At 70.0% G+C, this 18,332-nt stretch carries 13 protein-coding genes; 8 read left to right on the top strand and 5 right to left on the bottom strand.

From position 1 onward, the window contains the following. Positions 1 to 49: 49 nt before the first annotated feature. Positions 50 to 1,069: a RecB family exonuclease gene (locus QOM21_RS29235; protein WP_407553998.1), complete on the top strand. Its 1,020-nt coding sequence runs from the start codon at positions 50 to 52 to the stop codon at positions 1,067 to 1,069. A gap of 32 nt (positions 1,070 to 1,101) precedes the next feature. Further along, positions 1,102 to 1,773: a response regulator gene (locus QOM21_RS29230; protein WP_407553997.1), complete on the top strand. Its 672-nt coding sequence runs from the start codon at positions 1,102 to 1,104 to the stop codon at positions 1,771 to 1,773. 104 nt (positions 1,774 to 1,877) lie between these two features. Here the strand turns inward: QOM21_RS29230 and QOM21_RS29225 are convergent, their stop codons facing one another. The 4 genes from QOM21_RS29225 to metH all read right to left on the bottom strand — a co-directional run bounded on the left by QOM21_RS29225 (position 1,878) and on the right by metH (position 9,958). Continuing rightward, on the bottom strand, positions 1,878 to 3,476 hold the full coding sequence (locus QOM21_RS29225) for an ABC transporter substrate-binding protein (RefSeq protein ID WP_407553996.1): 1,599 nt from the start codon (positions 3,474 to 3,476) through the stop codon (positions 1,878 to 1,880). A 117-nt stretch (positions 3,477 to 3,593) separates the two neighbouring features. Then, positions 3,594 to 5,201, bottom strand: a complete 1,608-nt coding sequence (locus tag QOM21_RS29220; RefSeq protein WP_407553995.1) for an ABC transporter substrate-binding protein — start codon at positions 5,199 to 5,201, stop codon at positions 3,594 to 3,596. Between the two features lie 375 nt (positions 5,202 to 5,576). After that, entirely contained in the window at positions 5,577 to 6,278 is a 702-nt protein-coding gene (locus QOM21_RS29215; RefSeq protein WP_407553994.1) for an HAD family hydrolase, read from the bottom strand. 170 nt (positions 6,279 to 6,448) lie between these two features. Further along, positions 6,449 to 9,958 (bottom strand): methionine synthase, encoded by a 3,510-nt coding sequence (gene metH / locus QOM21_RS29210; protein WP_407553993.1) that lies wholly within the window; start codon positions 9,956 to 9,958, stop codon positions 6,449 to 6,451. 238 nt (positions 9,959 to 10,196) lie between these two features. Between metH and QOM21_RS29205 the strand changes: the two genes are divergently transcribed. The 6 genes from QOM21_RS29205 to QOM21_RS29180 all read left to right on the top strand — a co-directional run bounded on the left by QOM21_RS29205 (position 10,197) and on the right by QOM21_RS29180 (position 17,192). Next, positions 10,197 to 10,961: an IclR family transcriptional regulator gene (locus QOM21_RS29205; protein ID WP_407553992.1), complete on the top strand. Its 765-nt coding sequence runs from the start codon at positions 10,197 to 10,199 to the stop codon at positions 10,959 to 10,961. 228 nt (positions 10,962 to 11,189) lie between these two features. Beyond that, positions 11,190 to 11,978 carry an MIP/aquaporin family protein gene (locus QOM21_RS29200; protein WP_407553991.1) on the top strand — a complete coding sequence of 263 codons (789 nt, stop codon included), beginning with the start codon at positions 11,190 to 11,192 and terminating at the stop codon, positions 11,976 to 11,978. A gap of 49 nt (positions 11,979 to 12,027) precedes the next feature. After that, on the top strand, positions 12,028 to 13,578 hold the full coding sequence (glpK, locus tag QOM21_RS29195; RefSeq protein ID WP_407553990.1) for a glycerol kinase GlpK: 1,551 nt from the start codon (positions 12,028 to 12,030) through the stop codon (positions 13,576 to 13,578). 3 nt (positions 13,579 to 13,581) lie between these two features. Further along, positions 13,582 to 15,186, top strand: coding sequence for an FAD-dependent oxidoreductase (locus QOM21_RS29190; protein WP_407553989.1), 1,605 nt, complete (start codon positions 13,582 to 13,584; stop codon positions 15,184 to 15,186). 227 nt (positions 15,187 to 15,413) lie between these two features. Further along, positions 15,414 to 16,460 carry a hypothetical protein gene (locus tag QOM21_RS29185; RefSeq protein WP_407553988.1) on the top strand — a complete coding sequence of 349 codons (1,047 nt, stop codon included), beginning with the start codon at positions 15,414 to 15,416 and terminating at the stop codon, positions 16,458 to 16,460. Between the two features lie 60 nt (positions 16,461 to 16,520). Then, positions 16,521 to 17,192: a FadR/GntR family transcriptional regulator gene (locus QOM21_RS29180; RefSeq protein ID WP_407553987.1), complete on the top strand. Its 672-nt coding sequence runs from the start codon at positions 16,521 to 16,523 to the stop codon at positions 17,190 to 17,192. Positions 17,193 to 17,412: 220 nt separating this feature from the next. On the opposite strand, the gene QOM21_RS29175 is transcribed toward QOM21_RS29180, so the two are convergent. Continuing rightward, positions 17,413 to 18,225 (bottom strand): 3-oxoacyl-ACP reductase family protein, encoded by an 813-nt coding sequence (locus QOM21_RS29175; protein WP_407553986.1) that lies wholly within the window; start codon positions 18,223 to 18,225, stop codon positions 17,413 to 17,415. Between the last annotated feature and the right edge of the window lie 107 nt (positions 18,226 to 18,332).

The raw sequence follows: 18,332 nt of genomic DNA, 5'->3' as shown, positions 1-18,332 counted from the left end.
CGGGCGGCGGGCGCGGGGTTGTCGGTGGCGGGCCGTAGGGTCTGGTGGCATGGGATCGAGCACCGAGAACGCCGAGTCGGCCGCGGCGGACGGGCGGAGCACGCGGCAGAGCGCTGCCGGCGTCGGACCGCAGCGCGGGCCGCTGCCGCAGGGCGAGGCCGAGGGGGAGAGCGGCGCGGGGGGCGGTGCGCCGGCCGGCGCCGGCGCGCTCGCCGGGCGGCCGGTGGCGCTGTCGCCGTCGCGGGCGAGCGACTTCATGCAGTGCCCGCTGCTGTACCGCTTCCGGGTGATCGACAAACTGCCCGAGAAGCCGAGCGCGGCGGCGACCCGCGGCACGGTGGTGCATGCGGTGCTGGAGCGTCTCTTCGACGCCCCCGCGATCGAGCGCACCGCGCCGGGCGCCCGGGCGATGGTGCCGGGCGAGTGGGAGAAGCTGCTGGCCAAGCGGCCCGAGCTGGCCGGGCTCTTCGAGGGCGACGAGGCGGGCGAGCTGCTGGCGAAGTGGCTGGCGGAGGCCGAGGCACTGGTGGAGCGGTGGTTCTCGCTGGAGGACCCGACGCGTCTGGAGCCGGCGGACCGCGAGCTGTATGTGGAGACGGTGCTGGAGTCCGGTCTGCAGCTGCGGGGCTTCATCGACCGGGTCGATGTCGCGCCGACGGGCGAGGTGCGGATCGTCGACTACAAGACCGGCAAGGCGCCCCGGCCGCAGTACGCCGAGGGCGCGCTGTTCCAGATGAAGTTCTACGCGCTGGTGATGTGGCGGCTGCGCGGGACGGTCCCGCGGCGGTTGCAGCTGGTGTATCTGGGCAGCGGCGATGTGCTGACGTACGACCCGAGCGAGGCCGAACTGCGGGCGGTGGAGCGGAAGTTGCTCGCGCTGTGGGAGGCGATCCAGCTGGCGACGGACACCGGTGACTGGCGACCGCGGCCGACCAAGCTGTGCGGCTGGTGCGACCACCAGGCGCGCTGCCCGGAATTCGGCGGCACTCCCCCGGTCTATCCGCTGACGGTCCGCCCGGCGGACGGTGACGGCGGGCAACAGGGCAGAATGGGGCCGATCCAGGCCTGATCACCCGGACAGGGCCTCACGAAGGAGAGCTCGTGACTATCCGCGTCCTGCTGGTCGACGACCAGCCCCTGCTGCGTACGGGATTCCGGATGATTCTGGAAGCCGAGCAGGATCTGGCGGTCGTCGGCGAGGCCGGTGACGGTCTGCAGGCGCAGGACCAGGTGCGTGCGCTGCAGCCCGATGTCGTGCTGATGGACATCCGCATGCCGCGGATGGACGGTGTCGAGGCGACCCGGCAGATCACCGGTCCCGCCAAGGACGGCCCGGCGAAGGTGCTGGTGCTGACGACCTTCGATCTGGACGAGTACGTCGTCGAGGCGCTGCGGGCCGGCGCCAGCGGCTTCCTGCTCAAGGACGCGCCGGCCAACGAGCTGGTGCAGGCGATCCGGGTGGTGGCGGCGGGCGAGGCGATGCTCGCGCCGAGCATCACGCGCCGGCTGCTGGACAAGTACGCCGGGCATCTCCCGTCGGGCGAGGACGCGGTGCCGGACACCCTGCACACCCTGACCGAGCGCGAGGTCGAGGTGCTGAAGCTGGTGGCACGCGGGCTGTCGAACGCCGAGATCGCCGCCGACCTGTTCGTGAGCGAGACCACCGTCAAGACGCATGTGGGTCATGTGCTGACGAAGCTGGGCCTGCGCGACCGGGTGCAGGCGGCGGTGTACGCCTACGAGAGCGGCCTGGTCCGCCCCGGCGCGCAGTAGGCCGGTCGGCGGCTCCACCGGTTCGTGCGGCACGCCGCGGCGGGGCCGGCCCGAGGATCTCGGGCCGGCCCCGCCGCGTACTGGGCGCCGCTCGCGCGGGCGGATCAGGCTTCGGTGGCCTTGCTGATCTCCCAGAACCGGAAGACGGTCGTGGAGTCCAGGGTCCACTCCAGGCCGGAGATGCCGTCGCGGGCGACGGCGTACTGCTTGCCCTGCCAGATCGGGATGACCGGCAGGTCCTTGGCGACGATGTCCTGCACCTCGCGGAACGCGGTCTTGGTGGCGCCGCGGTCGGTCTCGTCCGCGGTCTGGGGCAGCAGCCGGCCGGAGATCCGCGGCGAGTCGTAGTGGTTGGACAGGACGCTGTCCTTGCCGAAGAACGGCTGGGTGAAGTTGTCCGGGTCCGGGTAGTCGGGGACCCAGCCCTTGACGTAGACGCCGAACCGGCCGTCCGCCACGCCCTTGTCGTACTCCTTGGTGTCCACCGTGCGCACGCGCGCGTCGAACAGGCCGCTGGAGTTGAGCTGTTGGGCGATCTCCTGGAACGCGGGGACGGTGCCGGGGCCGAACCGGTCGGGGGTCGCCCACAGGGTGAGCGGGACCTTGCCCTGCAGGCCGGCGGAGCGCAGGGCGTCCGCGGCCTTGCCCGGCTGGGGCCGGTCGCCGTAGGCGTTGAAGAAGGCTGTGTTGTGACCGGTGATACCGGCCGGGACGATCGAGTACAGCGGGACGGCGGTGTGCCGGTAGACGTCCCGCACCAGGGTCGAGCGGTCCAGCAGGTAGGCGATCGCCTTGCGGACGCCCAGCTTGCCGGCGACCGGGTCCTTCATGTTGAAGACCAGGTGCATGACCTCGGCGCTGGCGCCCTCGACCACCTGGGTGCCGTGCTGGTCGTGGAGTGAGGCGTTGTTGAGCGCGGAGAGGTCCTTCATGGACAGTCCGCGGTAGGCGACGTCGACGCTGCCGCTCTGTACGGCCTTCTTGAGCTTGTCGCGGGCGTCGAAGAACTTCACGGTCATCCCGGAGTTCTTGACCTTCGCGGGGCCCTTGTAGGCGGCGTTGACGGCGAAGCGGGCCTGCCTTCGGCCGTACTCCTTCAGGGTGTAGACGCCGGAGCCGACGGCCTTGCCGTCGGTGCGCAGGCGGTTCGCCGAGTAGGAGGCGTGGTCGACGATCGAGCCGGCGCCCGAGGCGATCTTCATGGGGAAGGTGGCGTCGGGCGTCTTCAGCCGGAAGACCACGGTCTTGGCGTCCGGCGTCTCGACCTTGTCGAGGGCGGAGAACATGACGGCGGGGCCGCCCGGGTCCTTGATGCGCCGGGTCCTGTCGACGGAGAACTTGACGTCCTTCGAGGTCAGCGCGTTCCCGTTGCTGAACGTCAGGCCGTCCTTGAGCGTGCAGCGGTAGACCTTGCTGGCGCTGTCGGTGAATCCGCAGCTTCTCGCGGCTTCCGGTTCGGGCGTCGTACCGCCCTTCGGGAAGCTCAGCAACGACTGGAAGACGTTGTTGAACAGCAGCCACGACCCCGGGTCGTAGCCTGCGGCGGGGTCGGTGGCCACGACCTTGTCCGTCATCCCCATGACCACGGGCTCGCCGTTGCCGGCCGATCCCGAGTCCTCAGCTCCGCACCCGGCGAGCGCGAGCAGGGCTGTGGTCAGCCCCGCTCCGATCGGGGCGGCGAGCCACTGGTCCCGCTTCCTCACTACCTGGTCCTCACGATCTGGGTGGCAAAATGCCTGGTCACGGCAGAGATGCCGGGTCGAGCCACGGCGGTGTGCCGCGGCGGCGATGGTGTCCTACAAGTGTGCGGAGGGCCGGCCTCAGTCGGCGACGCCGCGTCCGAGCTCCCAGATCTGCAACGCGGAGGAGGAGTTGAGGGCCCATTCGACGCCGGTGACGTCGTCCCGGGCGGCGACGTACTGCTTGCCCTGCCACAGCGGGAGCAGCGGGATGTCGTCGGCGATGATGTCCTGCGCCTGCTTGAAGCCGGCCGCGGCGGAGTTGCGGTCGGTCTGCTGGCGGGTCGTCGGGATCAACTGGGACTCGACCTTGGCGTTGCGGTAAGGGGAGTTGAGGAAGTTGCCCTTGCCGATGAACGGCGCGATGTAGTTGTCCGCGTCCGGGATGTCGGCGAACCAGCCCATGCCGTAAGCGGTGTACTTGCCGGCCGAGGAGTCGGTGCGGAACTGCTGCCAGTTGTCGATGCCCTTGATGTCCACGTCGAACAGCTTGCTGCTGTTGAGCTGCTGCTGCAGCGTACGGAACTCCTTGGCGGTGCTGGAGCCGTAGTGGTTCTTGGTGTACGTGAGGGTCAGCTTCACCGGGGTGCTGATGTTCGCCTGCTGCAGGGTCTTGCGGGCGGCCGGGACGCTGGGGTTTCCGTACTTGGTGAAGAACGAGTTGATGTGGCCGGTCAGGCCGGTGGGAACGAGGGAGTAGAGCGGGACGCCGGTGTAGGAGTAGACGTCGCGCACCAGCTCGGAGCGGTTGACCAGCTGCGCCATCGCCTGCCGCACGGCCCTGTCGGAGACCGCCGGGTCCTTGGTGTTGAAGGCGAGGTAGCGGATCTCCTGGCCGGGCATCTCCTGCAGGGCGATGTGCTTGTCCCGGGCGTTCTCCAGGCCCTTGATCTGGTCGGGCGACAGACCGCGGTTCATCAGGTCGATGTCGCCCTTGCGCAGGGCCTTCTCCATGCCGTCGGAGTCCTTGAAGAACCGCATCTCCACCTTGTCGTTCTTCGCCGTGACCCCGCCCTTGTACTCGGGGTTCTTGGTGAAGACGGCCTTGGAGACCCGCTCGCCGGAGAGTTCGGTCTTGAGCGTGTACGGGCCGGAGCCGACGACGTCGAAGCCCTTGTACAGCCGGTTCTTGGGGTAGACCTCGCTGTCGACGATGGCCGCGGCCGGCGTTGCGAGCTTCTGCGGGAAGGTGGCGTCCGGCTTCTTGAGGTGGAAGACCACCTCGGTGTCGCTGAGCGCCTCCACCTTGTCGATGTCCTTGAGCAGCGACACCGGGCCGTTGGTGTAGTTGATGTCCTTCAGCCGGTCGAGGGAGAACTTGACGTCCTCGGCGGTGAGGGCGTGGCCGTTGGAGAACTTCAGGCCACTGCGCAGGGTGCAGCGGTACTGCTCGTTCCGGGTGTCGCGGAACCCGCACGACTGTGCCGCCTCGGGCACCGGCGCGGTACCGGTCCTGGGCTGTCGCATCAGCGTCTGGAGCGTGCCGCGCAGCATGTTCCACGCGTCGACGTCGTAGGCCTGCGCCGGGTCGAGCGGCGCGGGCGCTGCCTTGGTGGCCTCGATCTGGGTGGCGACCCCGACGACGATCGGGTCGCCTCCCTCGCCCGCGCCGTCGGTGCTGCCGCAGGCAGCGAGTGCGGGCACGAGCAGGCCGGCCAGCGCCGGCAGCACCAAGGTCTTGCGATTCATCGTCGGCAGGTTCCTTATCAGCGCAGAGGTGTTGCTCGCGTCGACATTAGTAGGAACGGCCAGTGGGTCCGGGACACAATGGAGTTGCAGCGATATGGCTACTGGATAACCAACCGGCGGTGACCGATATCCGGACGGTGGAACATTTCGCATGCTGCTCCACCAATCCGGACAGTTACCCCTGCCGAGGCCACCGTCGAGCCCCCTTGGAACACCTGCGGGGACCGCTGTCGACGGTCCGGCACGTGAGAAACGTCACGCTCCCAATTCACCGCGGCGATGCGTTAATTCGGCCATCGCATTCGTCACGGAAAATGAGCGCTCCGCTGCCCTGAGTTCCGGTCGGCTTTCGATGGAACACGCTCGGTGTACGTGTCAACGGCTTTCCGTGATGAGTGCTCGCAGAAAGGACAGATCGACTTCTTCGAGCGATCCCACGACGGTCCGGCCCGGGGCCGGCGGGATCGGGGTGATGGACGGCACCGCGACGACCCGGCAGCCCGCGGCCTCCCCCGCCGTCACCCCGGTCATGGTGTCCTCCACGACGGCGCAGCGTGCCGGGTCCACGCCCAGCCGGGCGGCGGCCGTCAGATACGGGTCCGGGTGCGGCTTGGTGCGCTCCAGCTCGTCCCCGGCGAGGGTCAGCCGGAAGTGCTCCCGGCCCAGCGACTGCAGCATGCGATCGATGATCGTGCGGTGCGAGGCGGAGACCAGGGCGGTCGGCACCTGATGGGCGGCCAGTTCCGCCAGCAGCCTGCGGGCGCCCGGCATCAGGGGCACGCCGCGTCCGATCCGGGCCGCGAAACTGGCGTTCAGGCGGAGGCTCAGCTCGGCGAGGCCGATCTGGGCGCCGGTGGCCTGAATCAGATAGCCGGCGCTGCGGGTCATCGGCCCGCCGACGACCACCTCGCGGTGCGTGTCGTCCAGGATGTGGCCCAGTTCGGCGAAGACCTCGGTCTCCGCCTCCCACCAGAACCCCTCGGTGTCGACGAGCGTGCCGTCCAGGTCCAGGAATACGGCTTGGAGGGTTGCGGCTTCGGCCGTTCGGGTGCCGACTGCGGGGATGCTGCTGGTCATCCATCCACCTCCGTGGGGACGTCCCCGAAGGGACGAAAGGGCCGGTCGCCGCCCCGGGACGGGGAGACAACCGGCCACTACCGGACCGACCATTGTACAACTGCACACGCGGATGCGTCCCGGCGAGAACGTCAGGAACCGCCCGGAAAGCCCCGGACGGCCCAAACGGGTCACCTGGCGTTGAAGTACTTCGCCTCCGGGTGGTGGATGACGATGGCGTCGGTGGACTGCTCCGGGTGGAGCTGGAACTCCTCCGAGAGCTCGACGCCGATCCGCTCCGGCTGCAGGAGATCGGCGATCTTCGCGCGGTCCTCCAGGTCGGGGCAGGCGCCGTAGCCGAGCGAGAAGCGCGCGCCGCGGTACTTCAGGGCGAACATGTCCTCGACGTCCGAGGGGTCCTCGCCGGCGAAGCCGAGTTCGGCGCGGACCCGGGCGTGCCAGTACTCGGCGAGTGCCTCGGCCAACTGGACGGACAGGCCGTGCAGTTCGAGGTAGTCGCGGTAGGAGTTGGCCTCGAAGAGCTCGGCGGTGGCGCCGCCGATCTTCGAGCCGACGGTGACGACCTGCAGTCCGACGACGTCCCGCTCGCCGGACTCCTCGGGGCGGAAGTAGTCCGCCAGGCACAGGCGGCGGCCCCGGCGCTGGCGCGGGAAGGTGAAGCGGGTGCGCTCGGTGCCGTCCTCGTGCAGCAGGATGAGGTCCTCGCCCTTGGAAACACAGGGGAAGTAGCCGTGCACGACGGCCGCTTCCAGGAGGTTCTCGGTCTGCAGCTTGTCGAGCCAGCCGCGCAGCCGGGGCCGGCCCTCGGTCTCCACCAGCTCCTCGTAGGTCGGCCCGTCACCGGTACGGGCCTGCTTGAGGCCCCACTGCCCCTTGAACAGGGCGCCTTCGTCGAGCCAGGAGGCGTAGTCGGCGAGCTGGATGCCCTTGACGACGCGGGTGCCCCAGAACGGCGGCGCCGGCACCGGGTTGTCGATGGCGACGTCCGAGCGCACCGAGCCCTCGGGCTCGGTGACCTCCAGCACCGGCGTGTCCCGCTTGGGCACCCGCCGCTGCTTGAGCTCGGGCAGGGTGGCGCCCGGCACGCCGCGCTTGACGGCGATCAGGGCGTCCATCAGGCGCAGGCCCTCGAAGGCGTCGCGGGCGTAGCGGACCTCGCCCTCGTAGATCTCGTGCAGATCCTGCTCGACATACGCCCTGGTCAGGGCGGCGCCGCCGAGGATGACGGGGAAGTCGGCGGCCATCTTGCGCTGGTTGAGCTCCTGGAGGTTCTCCTTCATGATCACGGTGGACTTGACCAGGAGACCCGACATGCCGATGACGTCGGCGCGGTGCTCCTCGGCGGCTTCCAGGATCGCGGAGACCGGCTGCTTGATGCCGAGGTTGACGACGTTGTAGCCGTTGTTGGACAGGATGATGTCGACGAGGTTCTTGCCGATGTCGTGGACGTCGCCGCGCACGGTGGCCAGGACGATGGTGCCCTTGCCGTCGTCGTCGGTCTTCTCCATGTGCGGCTCCAGATGGGCCACCGCGGTCTTCATGACCTCGGCGGACTGGAGCACGAACGGCAGCTGCATCTGGCCGGAGCCGAACAGCTCACCGACGACCTTCATGCCCTCCAGGAGCGTGTCGTTGACGATGTCCAGGGCCGGACGCGTCTCCAGCGCCTCGTCCAGGTCGGCCTCCAGGCCGTTCTTCTCACCGTCGATGATCCGGCGCTGCAGGCGCTCGTCCAGGGGCAGCGCGAGGAGTTCCTCGGTCTTGCCGGCCTTCATGGACTTGGTGTTGACGCCCTCGAAGAGCTCCATGAGCTTCTGCAGCGGGTCGTAGCCCTCCGCGCGCCGGTCGTAGATCAGGTCGAGGGCGGTCTTGACCTGCTCCTCCTCCAGCCGCGCGATCGGCAGGATCTTCGAGGCGTGCACGATCGCCGAGTCCAGGCCCGCCTTGACGCACTCGTCCAGGAAGACGGAGTTGAGCACGATGCGGGCGGCCGGGTTGAGGCCGAAGGAGATGTTCGACAGCCCCAGCGTCGTCTGCACGTCCGGGCGGCGGCGCTTGAGCTCGCGGATCGCCTCGATGGTGGCGATGCCGTCCTTGCGGGACTCCTCCTGGCCGGTGCAGATCGTGAAGGTCAGGCAGTCGATGAGGATGTCCGACTCGTGGATGCCCCAGTTGCCGGTCAGGTCCTCGATCAGCCGCTCGGCGATGGCGACCTTGTCCTCGACCGTGCGGGCCTGGCCCTCCTCGTTGATGGTCAGCGCGATCAGCGCCGCGCCGTGCTCGGACGCCAGCGCCGTGACCTTCGCGAAGCGCGACTCCGGCCCGTCGCCGTCCTCGTAGTTGACGGAGTTGATGACGGCCCGCCCGCCGAGCTTCTCCAGTCCGGCCTGGAGGACGTCGACCTCGGTGGAGTCCAGCACGATCGGCAGGGTGGAGGCCGTGGCGAACCGCCCGGCCAGCTCCTGCATGTCCGCCACACCGTCCCGGCCGACATAGTCGACGCACAGGTCGAGCATGTGGGCACCCTCGCGGATCTGGTCGCGGGCCATCTCCACACAGTCGTCCCAGCGGGCATCCAGCATCGCCTCGCGGAACTTCTTCGAGCCGTTGGCGTTCGTCCGCTCGCCGATCGCCATGTACGAGGTGTCCTGGCGGAACGGCACCGTCTGGTAGAGGGAGGCGGCGCCGGGCTCGGGACGCGCGGTGCGCGGCGTGGGCTCCACGCCGCGGACCCGCTCGACGACCTGGCGCAGGTGCTCCGGCGTCGTACCGCAGCAGCCGCCGACCAGCGACAGGCCGTACTCCGCGACGAAGGTCTCCTGCGCGTCGGCCAGCTCGCCGGCCGTCAGGGGGTAGTGCGCACCGTCCTTGCCCAGCACCGGCAGGCCCGCGTTGGGCATACAGGAGATCGGCACACGGGAGTGGCGGGCCAGGTAGCGCAGGTGCTCGCTCATCTCGGCGGGGCCGGTGGCGCAGTTCAGACCGATCATGTCGATCCCCAGCGGCTCCAGCGCCGTGAGTGCCGCGCCGATCTCCGAGCCCAGCAGCATCGTCCCGGTCGTCTCGACCGTCACCGAGCAGATCACCGGCAGGTTGGTGCCGGTGACCTCCAGCGCACGGCGGGCGCCGAGGATGGCGGCCTTGGTCTGCAGCAGGTCCTGAGTGGTCTCCACCAGCAGCGCGTCGGCGCCGCCGGCGATCATTCCCTCGGCGTTCTGCTGGTAGGCGTCGCGCAGCGTGACGTAGGGGGCGTGGCCCAGGGTGGGCAGCTTGGTGCCGGGGCCCATGGAGCCCAGTACGTAGCGCTGCTGCCCGGTCGAGGCGGTGAACTCGTCGGCGACCTCGCGGGCGATCCGGGCGCCGGACTCGGAGAGCTCGAAGACCCGCTCGGGGATGTCGTACTCGGCCAGCGCCGCGAAGTTCGCACCGAAGGTGTTGGTCTCCACGCAGTCGACACCGACCGCGAAGTATTCCTCGTGCACCGCGCGGACGATGTCCGGGCGGGTGATGTTGAGGACCTCGTTGCAGCCTTCGAGCTGCTGGAAGTCCTCCATGGACGGATCCTGCGCCTGCAGCATCGTGCCCATCGCCCCGTCGGCGACCACCACCCGGGAGGCCAGTGCCTCGCGGAAGGATTCGACGCGGGATGTGCTGCTGGACGATGGCGTGTACGAGGCCATGGAGATGCTCCCTGGTTGCGACGGCTGTCGGCTTTGCACCCTCCGGGAGAGGGCGCACCAGGCCAGCCTAGCTGCCGGTCCGGGGGACGGGACTGTTGTTTCACGGCGTGGACAGTGAGGCGCGGCACGGGGCTGTGCATTAACCATGATCGCTGCAACTCTTTCGTTGCGTCCCCACGAGTCGGCATGGGCCGATATCGTTCAGCATTGTCGAACCACTTACCTCGGAGGTCGCCCGATGGCACGCACCATCCAGTCGCTGGAGCGGGCCGCCGCGATGTTGCGGTTGCTCGCAGGAGGGGAGCGGCGGCTGGGGCTCTCCGACATCTCCTCCTCCCTGGGACTGGCCAAGGGCACCGCCCACGGCATCCTGCGCACCCTGCAGCAGGAGGGCTTCGTAGAGCAGGACGCGGCCTCGGGCCGCTACCAGCTGGGCGCGGAGCTGCTGCGGCTGGGCAACAGCTATCTGGACGTCCACGAGCTGCGGGCCCGCGCCCTGGTGTGGACCGACGACCTGGCCCGCTCCAGCGGGGAGAGCGTCTATCTGGGCGTCCTGCACCAGCAGGGCGTACTGATCGTGCACCACGTCTTCCGGCCGGACGACAGCCGGCAGGTGCTGGAGGTCGGCGCGATGCAGCCGCTCCACAGCACGGCACTGGGCAAGGTGCTTTCGGCGTACGACCCGGTGGCGCACAGCGAGGTCTCCGAGTCGGAGCGGGAGGCGTTCACGCCGCGCACGGTGACGGGGCTGGAGGACTTCGAGGGGCTGCTCGACCTGACCCGGGCGCGCGGCTGGGCCGCGGACGTCGAGGAGACCTGGGACGGCGTCGCCTCGCTGGCCGCGCCGATCCACGACCGGCGGCGGATGCCGGTGGGCGCGGTGGGTGTCACGGGGGCCGTGGAGCGGGTGTGCAAGGACGGCGAACTGCGGCCGGAAATCATCGCCGCCGTGCGGGATTGTGCACGGGCGGTGTCAAGGGATCTTGGTGCCGGGCGGTTCTGACCGTATTTGGGCGGTATGTCCGACCAAATTTTTCGCCACGGCACCCTTGACGGGGTGCTAACGGTGAACAAAACTGCCGTTCGTCGGTCGGCATTGTCGAACACCTAACGACAATATTCGCTATGGTGGGTACTGCCGCCGGCCGACCACCGCCCTCTCGGAGGGTGCGGACCACCGGAGGGACCCGGGGTTCGCCTTCCCCCTGGACGAAGGACAAAGGAGTCGCCGGTGTCCAGCTCCGACATCTTCATCAGCGAGACCATCGGTACCGCTGTTCTGATCTTGCTCGGCGGTGGCGTGTGCGCCGCCGTCACCTTCAAACGCTCCAAGGCGTTCAACGCCGGATGGGTGGCCATCGCCTTCGGGTGGGGCTTCGCCGTCCTCACGGGTGCCTACATAGCCGCCAAGTCCGGCGCGCACCTCAACCCCGCGGTCACCATCGGCCTCGCCATTCAGGGCGGCATCGAATGGAACCAGGTGCCGGTGTACTTCGCGGGCGAGATGCTCGGCGCGATGATCGGCGCCGTACTGGTGTGGGTCTCCTACTACGGGCAGTTCCGCGCGCACCTGACGGACCCCGAGGTCCTGGCCGACCACTCGGGTGAAGAAGGCATGGTCGACAAGGCCGCCGCGCCGAAGGCCGGCCCGGTCCTGGGCATCTTCTCCACCGGCCCGGAGATCCGGAACGTCGTACAGAACATCGCCACGGAGATCATCGCCACCATCGTGCTCGTGCTGGCGATCCTCACCCTGGGCCTGAGCGACAACGGCAAGGGCGTCGGCCCGATCGGCACCCTGCTCGTCGCGCTCGTCGTCGTGGGCATCGGCCTCTCGCTCGGCGGTCCGACGGGCTACGCGATCAACCCGGTCCGTGACCTCGGCCCGCGAGTCGTGCACGCACTTCTGCCGCTGCCGAACAAGGGCGGCTCAGACTGGAGCTATGCATGGATTCCGGTCGTCGGTCCGCTGATCGGCGGAGCCATCGCCGGAGGCATCTATCAGGTGGCGTTCGCCTGACCCGCCCGACCGTCCGGACTCCGCCCGCACAGACTCCTTGGAGCACACCATGAGCGACACCCACAGCACCTCCTCGCACGGTCACGGTCCGTTCATCGCGGCCATCGACCAGGGCACGACCTCCAGCCGCTGCATCGTCTTCGACAAGGACGGCCGGATCGTCTCGGTCGACCAGAAGGAACACGAGCAGATCTTCCCCAAGCCCGGCTGGGTCGAGCACGACGCGACCGAGATCTGGGCCAACGTCCAGCAGGTCGTCGCCGGCGCCGTGGAGAAGGCCGGGATCACCTCGGCCGACGTCAAGGCCATCGGCATCACCAACCAGCGCGAGACCACCGTCCTCTGGGACAAGAACACCGGTGAGCCCGTCCACAACGCCATCGTCTGGCAGGACACCCGCACCGACGCCCTCTGCCGCGAGCTCGGCCGCAACGTCGGCCAGGACCGCTTCCGCCGCGAGACCGGCCTGCCGCTGGCCTCGTACTTCGCGGGCCCGAAGATCCGCTGGCTGCTGGACAACGTCGAGGGCCTGCGCGAGCGCGCGGAGGCCGGCGACATCCTCTTCGGCACCATGGACTCCTGGGTCATCTGGAACCTCACCGGCGGCGTCGACGGCGGCGAGCACGTCACCGACGTCACCAACGCCTCGCGCACCCTCCTGATGAACCTGCACAACCTCGCCTGGGATCCGAAGATCCTGACCTCGATCGACATCCCGGCCGCCCTGCTGCCGAAGATCAAGTCTTCTTCCGAGGTCTACGGCCGGTGTGCGGCGGGCGTCCTGGCGGGCGTCCCGGTCGCCTCCGCGCTCGGCGACCAGCAGGCGGCCCTCTTCGGCCAGACCTGCTACGAGAAGGGCGAGGCGAAGTCGACCTACGGCACCGGCACGTTCATGCTGATGAACACCGGTGACGAGCCCGTCAACTCCTACAACGGGCTGCTGACCACCGTCGGCTACCGCATCGGTGACCAGAAGCCGGTGTACGCCCTGGAAGGCTCCATCGCCGTCACCGGCTCGCTCGTCCAGTGGATGCGCGACCAGATGGGCCTGATCAACAGCGCGGCCGAGATCGAGACGCTGGCCAGCTCCGTCGAGGACAACGGCGGCGCCTACTTCGTACCCGCCTTCTCCGGCCTCTTCGCACCGTACTGGCGCCCCGACGCCCGCGGTGTGATCACCGGCCTCACCCGCTACGTCACCAAGGCGCACATCGCCCGTGCCGTGCTGGAGGCCACCGCATGGCAGACCCGCGAGATCAGCGACGCCATGACCAAGGACTCCGGCGTCGAACTGACCGCACTCAAGGTCGACGGCGGAATGACCTCCAACAACCTGCTGATGCAGACCCTCTCGGACTTCCTGGACGCACCCGTGGTGCGCCCGATGGTCGCCGAGACGACCTGCCTCGGCGCCGCCTACGCGGCCGGACTGGCCGTCGGCTTCTGGTCCAGCACCGACGAACTGCGCGCCAACTGGCGGCGGGCCGCCGAATGGACCCCCCGGATGGATGCGGCCACCCGTGACCGCGAGTACAAGAGCTGGCTCAAGGCTGTCGAACGCTCCATGGGCTGGCTCGATGACAGCACTGTCGAGGAGTAAAACATGAGCACCCTGCAGAGCGTCCCGGCACTCGGGACGCACCCGGCCGACGGTTCGACCGCGAGCCGCGCCGAGACCCGGGAGCACCTGTCCAAGGCGACGTACGACCTCCTGGTGATCGGTGGCGGCATCCTGGGCATCTCCACTGCCTGGCACGCCGCGCAGGCCGGGCTGCGGGTGGCCCTGGTGGACGCCGGTGACTTCGCCGGCGCCACCTCCTCCGCCTCCTCCAAGCTGCTGCACGGCGGTCTGCGCTACCTGCAGACCGGTGCGGTGAAGCTGGTGGCGGAGAACCACTTCGAGCGGCGTGCGGTGTCCCGTGAGGTCGCACCGCACCTCGCCAACCCCCTCACCTTCTACCTGCCCGTCTACAAGGGCGGCCCGCACGGCGCGGCCAAGCTCGGCGCGGGCGTCTTCGCCTACTCCGCGCTCTCCGCGTTTGGTGACGGCGTCGGCCATGTCATCAGCCCGTCGAAGGCGCAGCGCGACGTGCCCGAGCTGCGGACGGAGAACCTCAAGGCCGTGGCCGTGTACGGCGACGACCAGATGAACGACTCCCGGATGGCCCTGATGACCGTGCGCGCGGCGGTCGCGGCCGGCGCCACGGTCCTCAACCACGCCGAGGTCACCGGCCTGCGCTTCACCCAGGGACGGGTCACCGGCGCGGAGCTCCGGGACCGGCTGGACTCCCACGAGTTCGGGATAAACGCCCGCCTGGTGCTCAACGCCACCGGGCCCTGGGTGGACCACCTGCGCAAGCTGGAGGACCCGAACGCGGCGCCCTCCATCCGCCTGTCGAAGGGCGCGCACCTGGTCCTCAAGCGCACCGCCCCCTGGAAGGCCGCGCTGGCGACCCCGATCGACAAGTACCGCATCACCTTCGCCCTCCCCTGGGAGGACATGCTGCTGCTCGGCACCACCGACGAGGAGTTCGAGGGCGACCCGGCTGATGTCGCGGTCACCGAGAAGGACACCGCGCAGATCCTGGACGAGGCCGCCTACTCCGTCCGTGACCAGCAGATCTCCCGCGACCTGATCACGTACTCCTTCGCGGGCCTGCGGGTGCTGCCCGGCGGCCCCGGCGACACCTCCAAGGCCAAGCGCGAGACGGTCGTCACCGAGGGCAGCGGGGGCATGCTGTCGGTCGCGGGCGGCAAGTGGACGACCTTCCGGCACATCGGCCGCACGGTCATGAACAAGCTCGCCGAGCTTCCGGGGCAGCCGCTGGCCGACGACATGGAGCCGATCGCGCACCTGCCGAAGAAGCTCCCGCTGCCCGGTATCGCCAACCCCAACGCGGTCGCGCACCGGCTGCTCATCGACGGCGGCACGCCCGGCCCCCGGATGGCCCCCGAGACCGCCAGGCACCTCGCCACCCACTACGGCTCGCTGTCCTTCGACATCGCGCGGATGGCGAACGAGAACCCGGCGCTGGCCGAGCGCATCCACCCGGACGCGCCGGAGATCTGGGCCCAGGTCGCCTACGCCCGGGACCACGAGTGGGCCGAGACGGTCGACGACGTGCTGCGCCGCCGTACGACGCTGACGATCCGCGGCCTGGCCACGGAGGACGTCCGCGCCAAGGTCAAGGGCATGCTGGAGGACTGATTCCCCGGCCGGGGAACGCGGCTGACAGCAGGTCATGCAGCGGCAGAGCACAGTGATGGGGCGGGCCACGGGGGCCGCCCCATCGCCGTGTCCGCGGCCGGACGCCTGCGCGGCCGCCGGCCGGGACGGGCGGCGATCGAGGGCCGAGCCGCACCGCTGCCGCCCGCGAGCGGTCACTGTCAGTGACGGCTGGCATGCTGTCTCCCGAAGCTCATCAACGGGGGGGTATGGGGATGGCTCGTCGACGGTTGCGGCGTGCGGGGAAATGGGCGGCCTGGGTGGTCGCCGTACTGGTCGTGCTGCCGGTGACGATCGCCGGCACGGCACTGCGCGCCGGGTATGCGGGGGCGGCCTCGCCGGAGGCGGTCACCCGTGGCCGGGACGCGATCTGGCTCGGCCACGCCTGGGTGGACGGCCGGCGGGACGCCGCCGATGTGGCGGCGCTGAAGCGGCGCGTCGCGGGCACCGGGATACGCGATCTGTACGTCCACGCCGGCCCGTTGGAACATGACGGCACACTGCCACCGGCGCGTTCGGCATATCCGCGTGCCCGGTGGCTGATCGCCGCGGTGCACCGCGCCCTGCCGTCGGTCCGGGTGCACGCCTGGCTGGGCGACCGTCTGGTGTACGAAGCCGACCAGCGGGGTGGGCTACGGCTGTCGGACGCGGCGGCTCGCCGTGCGATCGTGGCGAGCGCGCGGCGGGTGCTGGCGGAGGGGTTCGCCGGGGTCCATCTGGATCTGGAGCCGGTGCACTCCGGGAACGCCGACTATCTGCGGCTGCTCGACCGGCTCGAGCCCGCGGTCCACGACCGGGGGGCGCTGCTCTCCGTAGCCGTCCACCAGATAGATCCGCTGCCCGGACTCCACACCCTCAGCGGGGCGGTGACGGGGCATCGCAAGTGGATATCGCAGCGGTTCTTCGGGCAGGTGGCGCGCCGCGTCGATCAGATAGCGCTGATGTCCTACGACACCGCGCTGCCCACGGAGGGGCTGTACGGCGGTTATGTGGCGCAGCAGACCCGGCTGGCGCTGGAGGCGACCGGCGGTCGCACCGACCTGCTGATGGGGCTGCCGTTCTTCCACACCGACGACGTCGGGCACCGCGCCTCGGCGGAGACGGTGCGCGCGGCGGTGCGTGGGGCGCGTCTGGGGCTCACCCGCCAGGAGGTGGACCGCCGGAGGTTCGGAATGGCGCTGTATGTCGATTTCGCGGCCACGGAAGAGGACTGGTCCGCGTACCGCACCGGTTGGTGCGCGCGTCCCGGGTCATAATGAGCCCAGACATCGGATGTCTGTGCGGATGTCCGACGGGTCCGAGCGGGGAGGGCGGCCATGGCGGTCACGGACGAGGCCATCGAGAAGATCAAGGGGATGATCGTCTCCGGGGCGCTGCGGCCGGGCGACCGGCTGCCCAAGGAGAGTGAGCTGGCGGCCGAGCTGGGCCTGTCCCGCAACTCGCTGCGCGAGGCGGTGCGCGCGCTCTCGCTCATCCGCATTCTGGATGTGCGCCAGGGGGACGGCACCTACGTCACCAGCCTCGACCCCAAGCTCCTGCTGGAGGCCATGAACTTCGTGGTGGACTTCCACCGCGACGACACGGTGCTGGAGTTCCTCGCCGTCCGGCGCATCCTGGAGCCCGCCGCGACGGCGATGGCGGCCGGCCGCATCGGCGTCGCCGAACTCGACGCGCTGGAGGACCATTTGGACGCCCTGGGCCCGCAGCCCGCGGTGGAGGATCTGATCGCCGGCGATCTGGAGTTCCACCGCCGGATCGTCTCGGCCTCCGGCAACTCCGTGCTCTGTTCCCTGCTGGAGGGCCTGTCCGGACCGACCACCCGGGCCCGGATCTGGCGCGGACTGACACAGAAGGACGCGGTGACGCGCACCCTCACCGAGCACCGGGCGATCATCGCCGCACTGCGCGACCGGGACGCCGAGGCAGCCCGGTCGTGGGCGACGGTGCACATCGCCAGCGTGGAGCAGTGGCTGCGCTCGACGCTGTGACGCCCGGCCGAGCTGTCGGGCGGGCGGTCGGCGACCGCCCGGCAGCTCCCCCGTGTCCTTCCCCCGGCGTGTTTCCCTGCCGGGGGAAGGACACGGTGCGGGCCCTTCCCCCGGCAGGCCCCGGGGCCACCGTGCGGGGCCGGCTGCCCCGGAGGACGTCCCCGCACCCGCTTCCGGCGGCCGCGGGTCGCCCGCTCCCCCGCACCCGCCGCCGGGCCGCTCAGACCGCGAAGCCACCGTCCACCGCGATCGAGGCGCCGGTGATGTAGCGCCCGCCCTCGCCCGCGAGATGCGCCACCGTCGCCGCGACATCCGCCCCCTCTCCGTACGCGCCGAGCGCGGTGAACCCGGCCTGCAGCGGGGCGCTCTCTCCGTCGGCGGGGTTCATGTCGGTGTCGACCGGTCCGGGCTGCACGAGGTTGGCGGTGATGCCGCGCGGGCCCAGCTCCCTGGCCAGGGTCTTGGTCAGTCCGGTGAGCGCGGCCTTGCTGGTGGCGTAGAGCGTGCCGCCGGGGAAGGCGACCCGTTCGGCCATGCAGCTGCCGATGGTGATGATCCGGCCGCCGTCGGTCAGCAGCCCGGCCGCGGCCTGCGACGCCAGGAACGGCGCCCGGACATTGATGTGCAGCACCCGGTCGACGTCCTGGAGGGAGATTCCCTCCAGGGGGCCGAGGACGCCGGCACCCGCGTTGTTCACCAGGATGTCGAGCCGCCCGAAGCGCTCAACGGTGCCCGTCACCGAGGACCGCACCGCCTCCGGGTCCGCGCTGTCGGCCCGTATGGCCCATGCCTGCCCGCCGGCCTGCTCGATCTCCTTGACGACCTGCTCCGCGCGGTCCTGCCGGCTCAGGTATGTGAGCGCCACGGCCGCGCCGTCCGCGGCGAGCCGCAGGGCCGTCGCCGCGCCGATGCCGCGGCTCCCACCGGTCACCAGAGCCACCTTGCCGCGGAGCTGTCGCGCACCGCCCGTCGCTGTCCCCCCTGCCTGCGTTGTCGTCCCGGCCGTCGTGCCTGCCTCGGCTGTCGTTGCCATGCTGTCGTCCACCTTCGACTCGTCGTCCGCACCGCTCACGTCAGCGGCACGACTCGATCCTCGAACGGCGCGCAGCGGGACGCCGGCGGGATCCGGACGCCGCATCG

Source organism: Streptomyces sp. Pv4-95 (genome assembly GCF_045782725.1).
Classification (GTDB): Bacteria; Actinomycetota; Actinomycetes; order Streptomycetales; family Streptomycetaceae; genus Streptomyces.
This window is presented reverse-complemented; position numbering and strand designations above follow the sequence as displayed.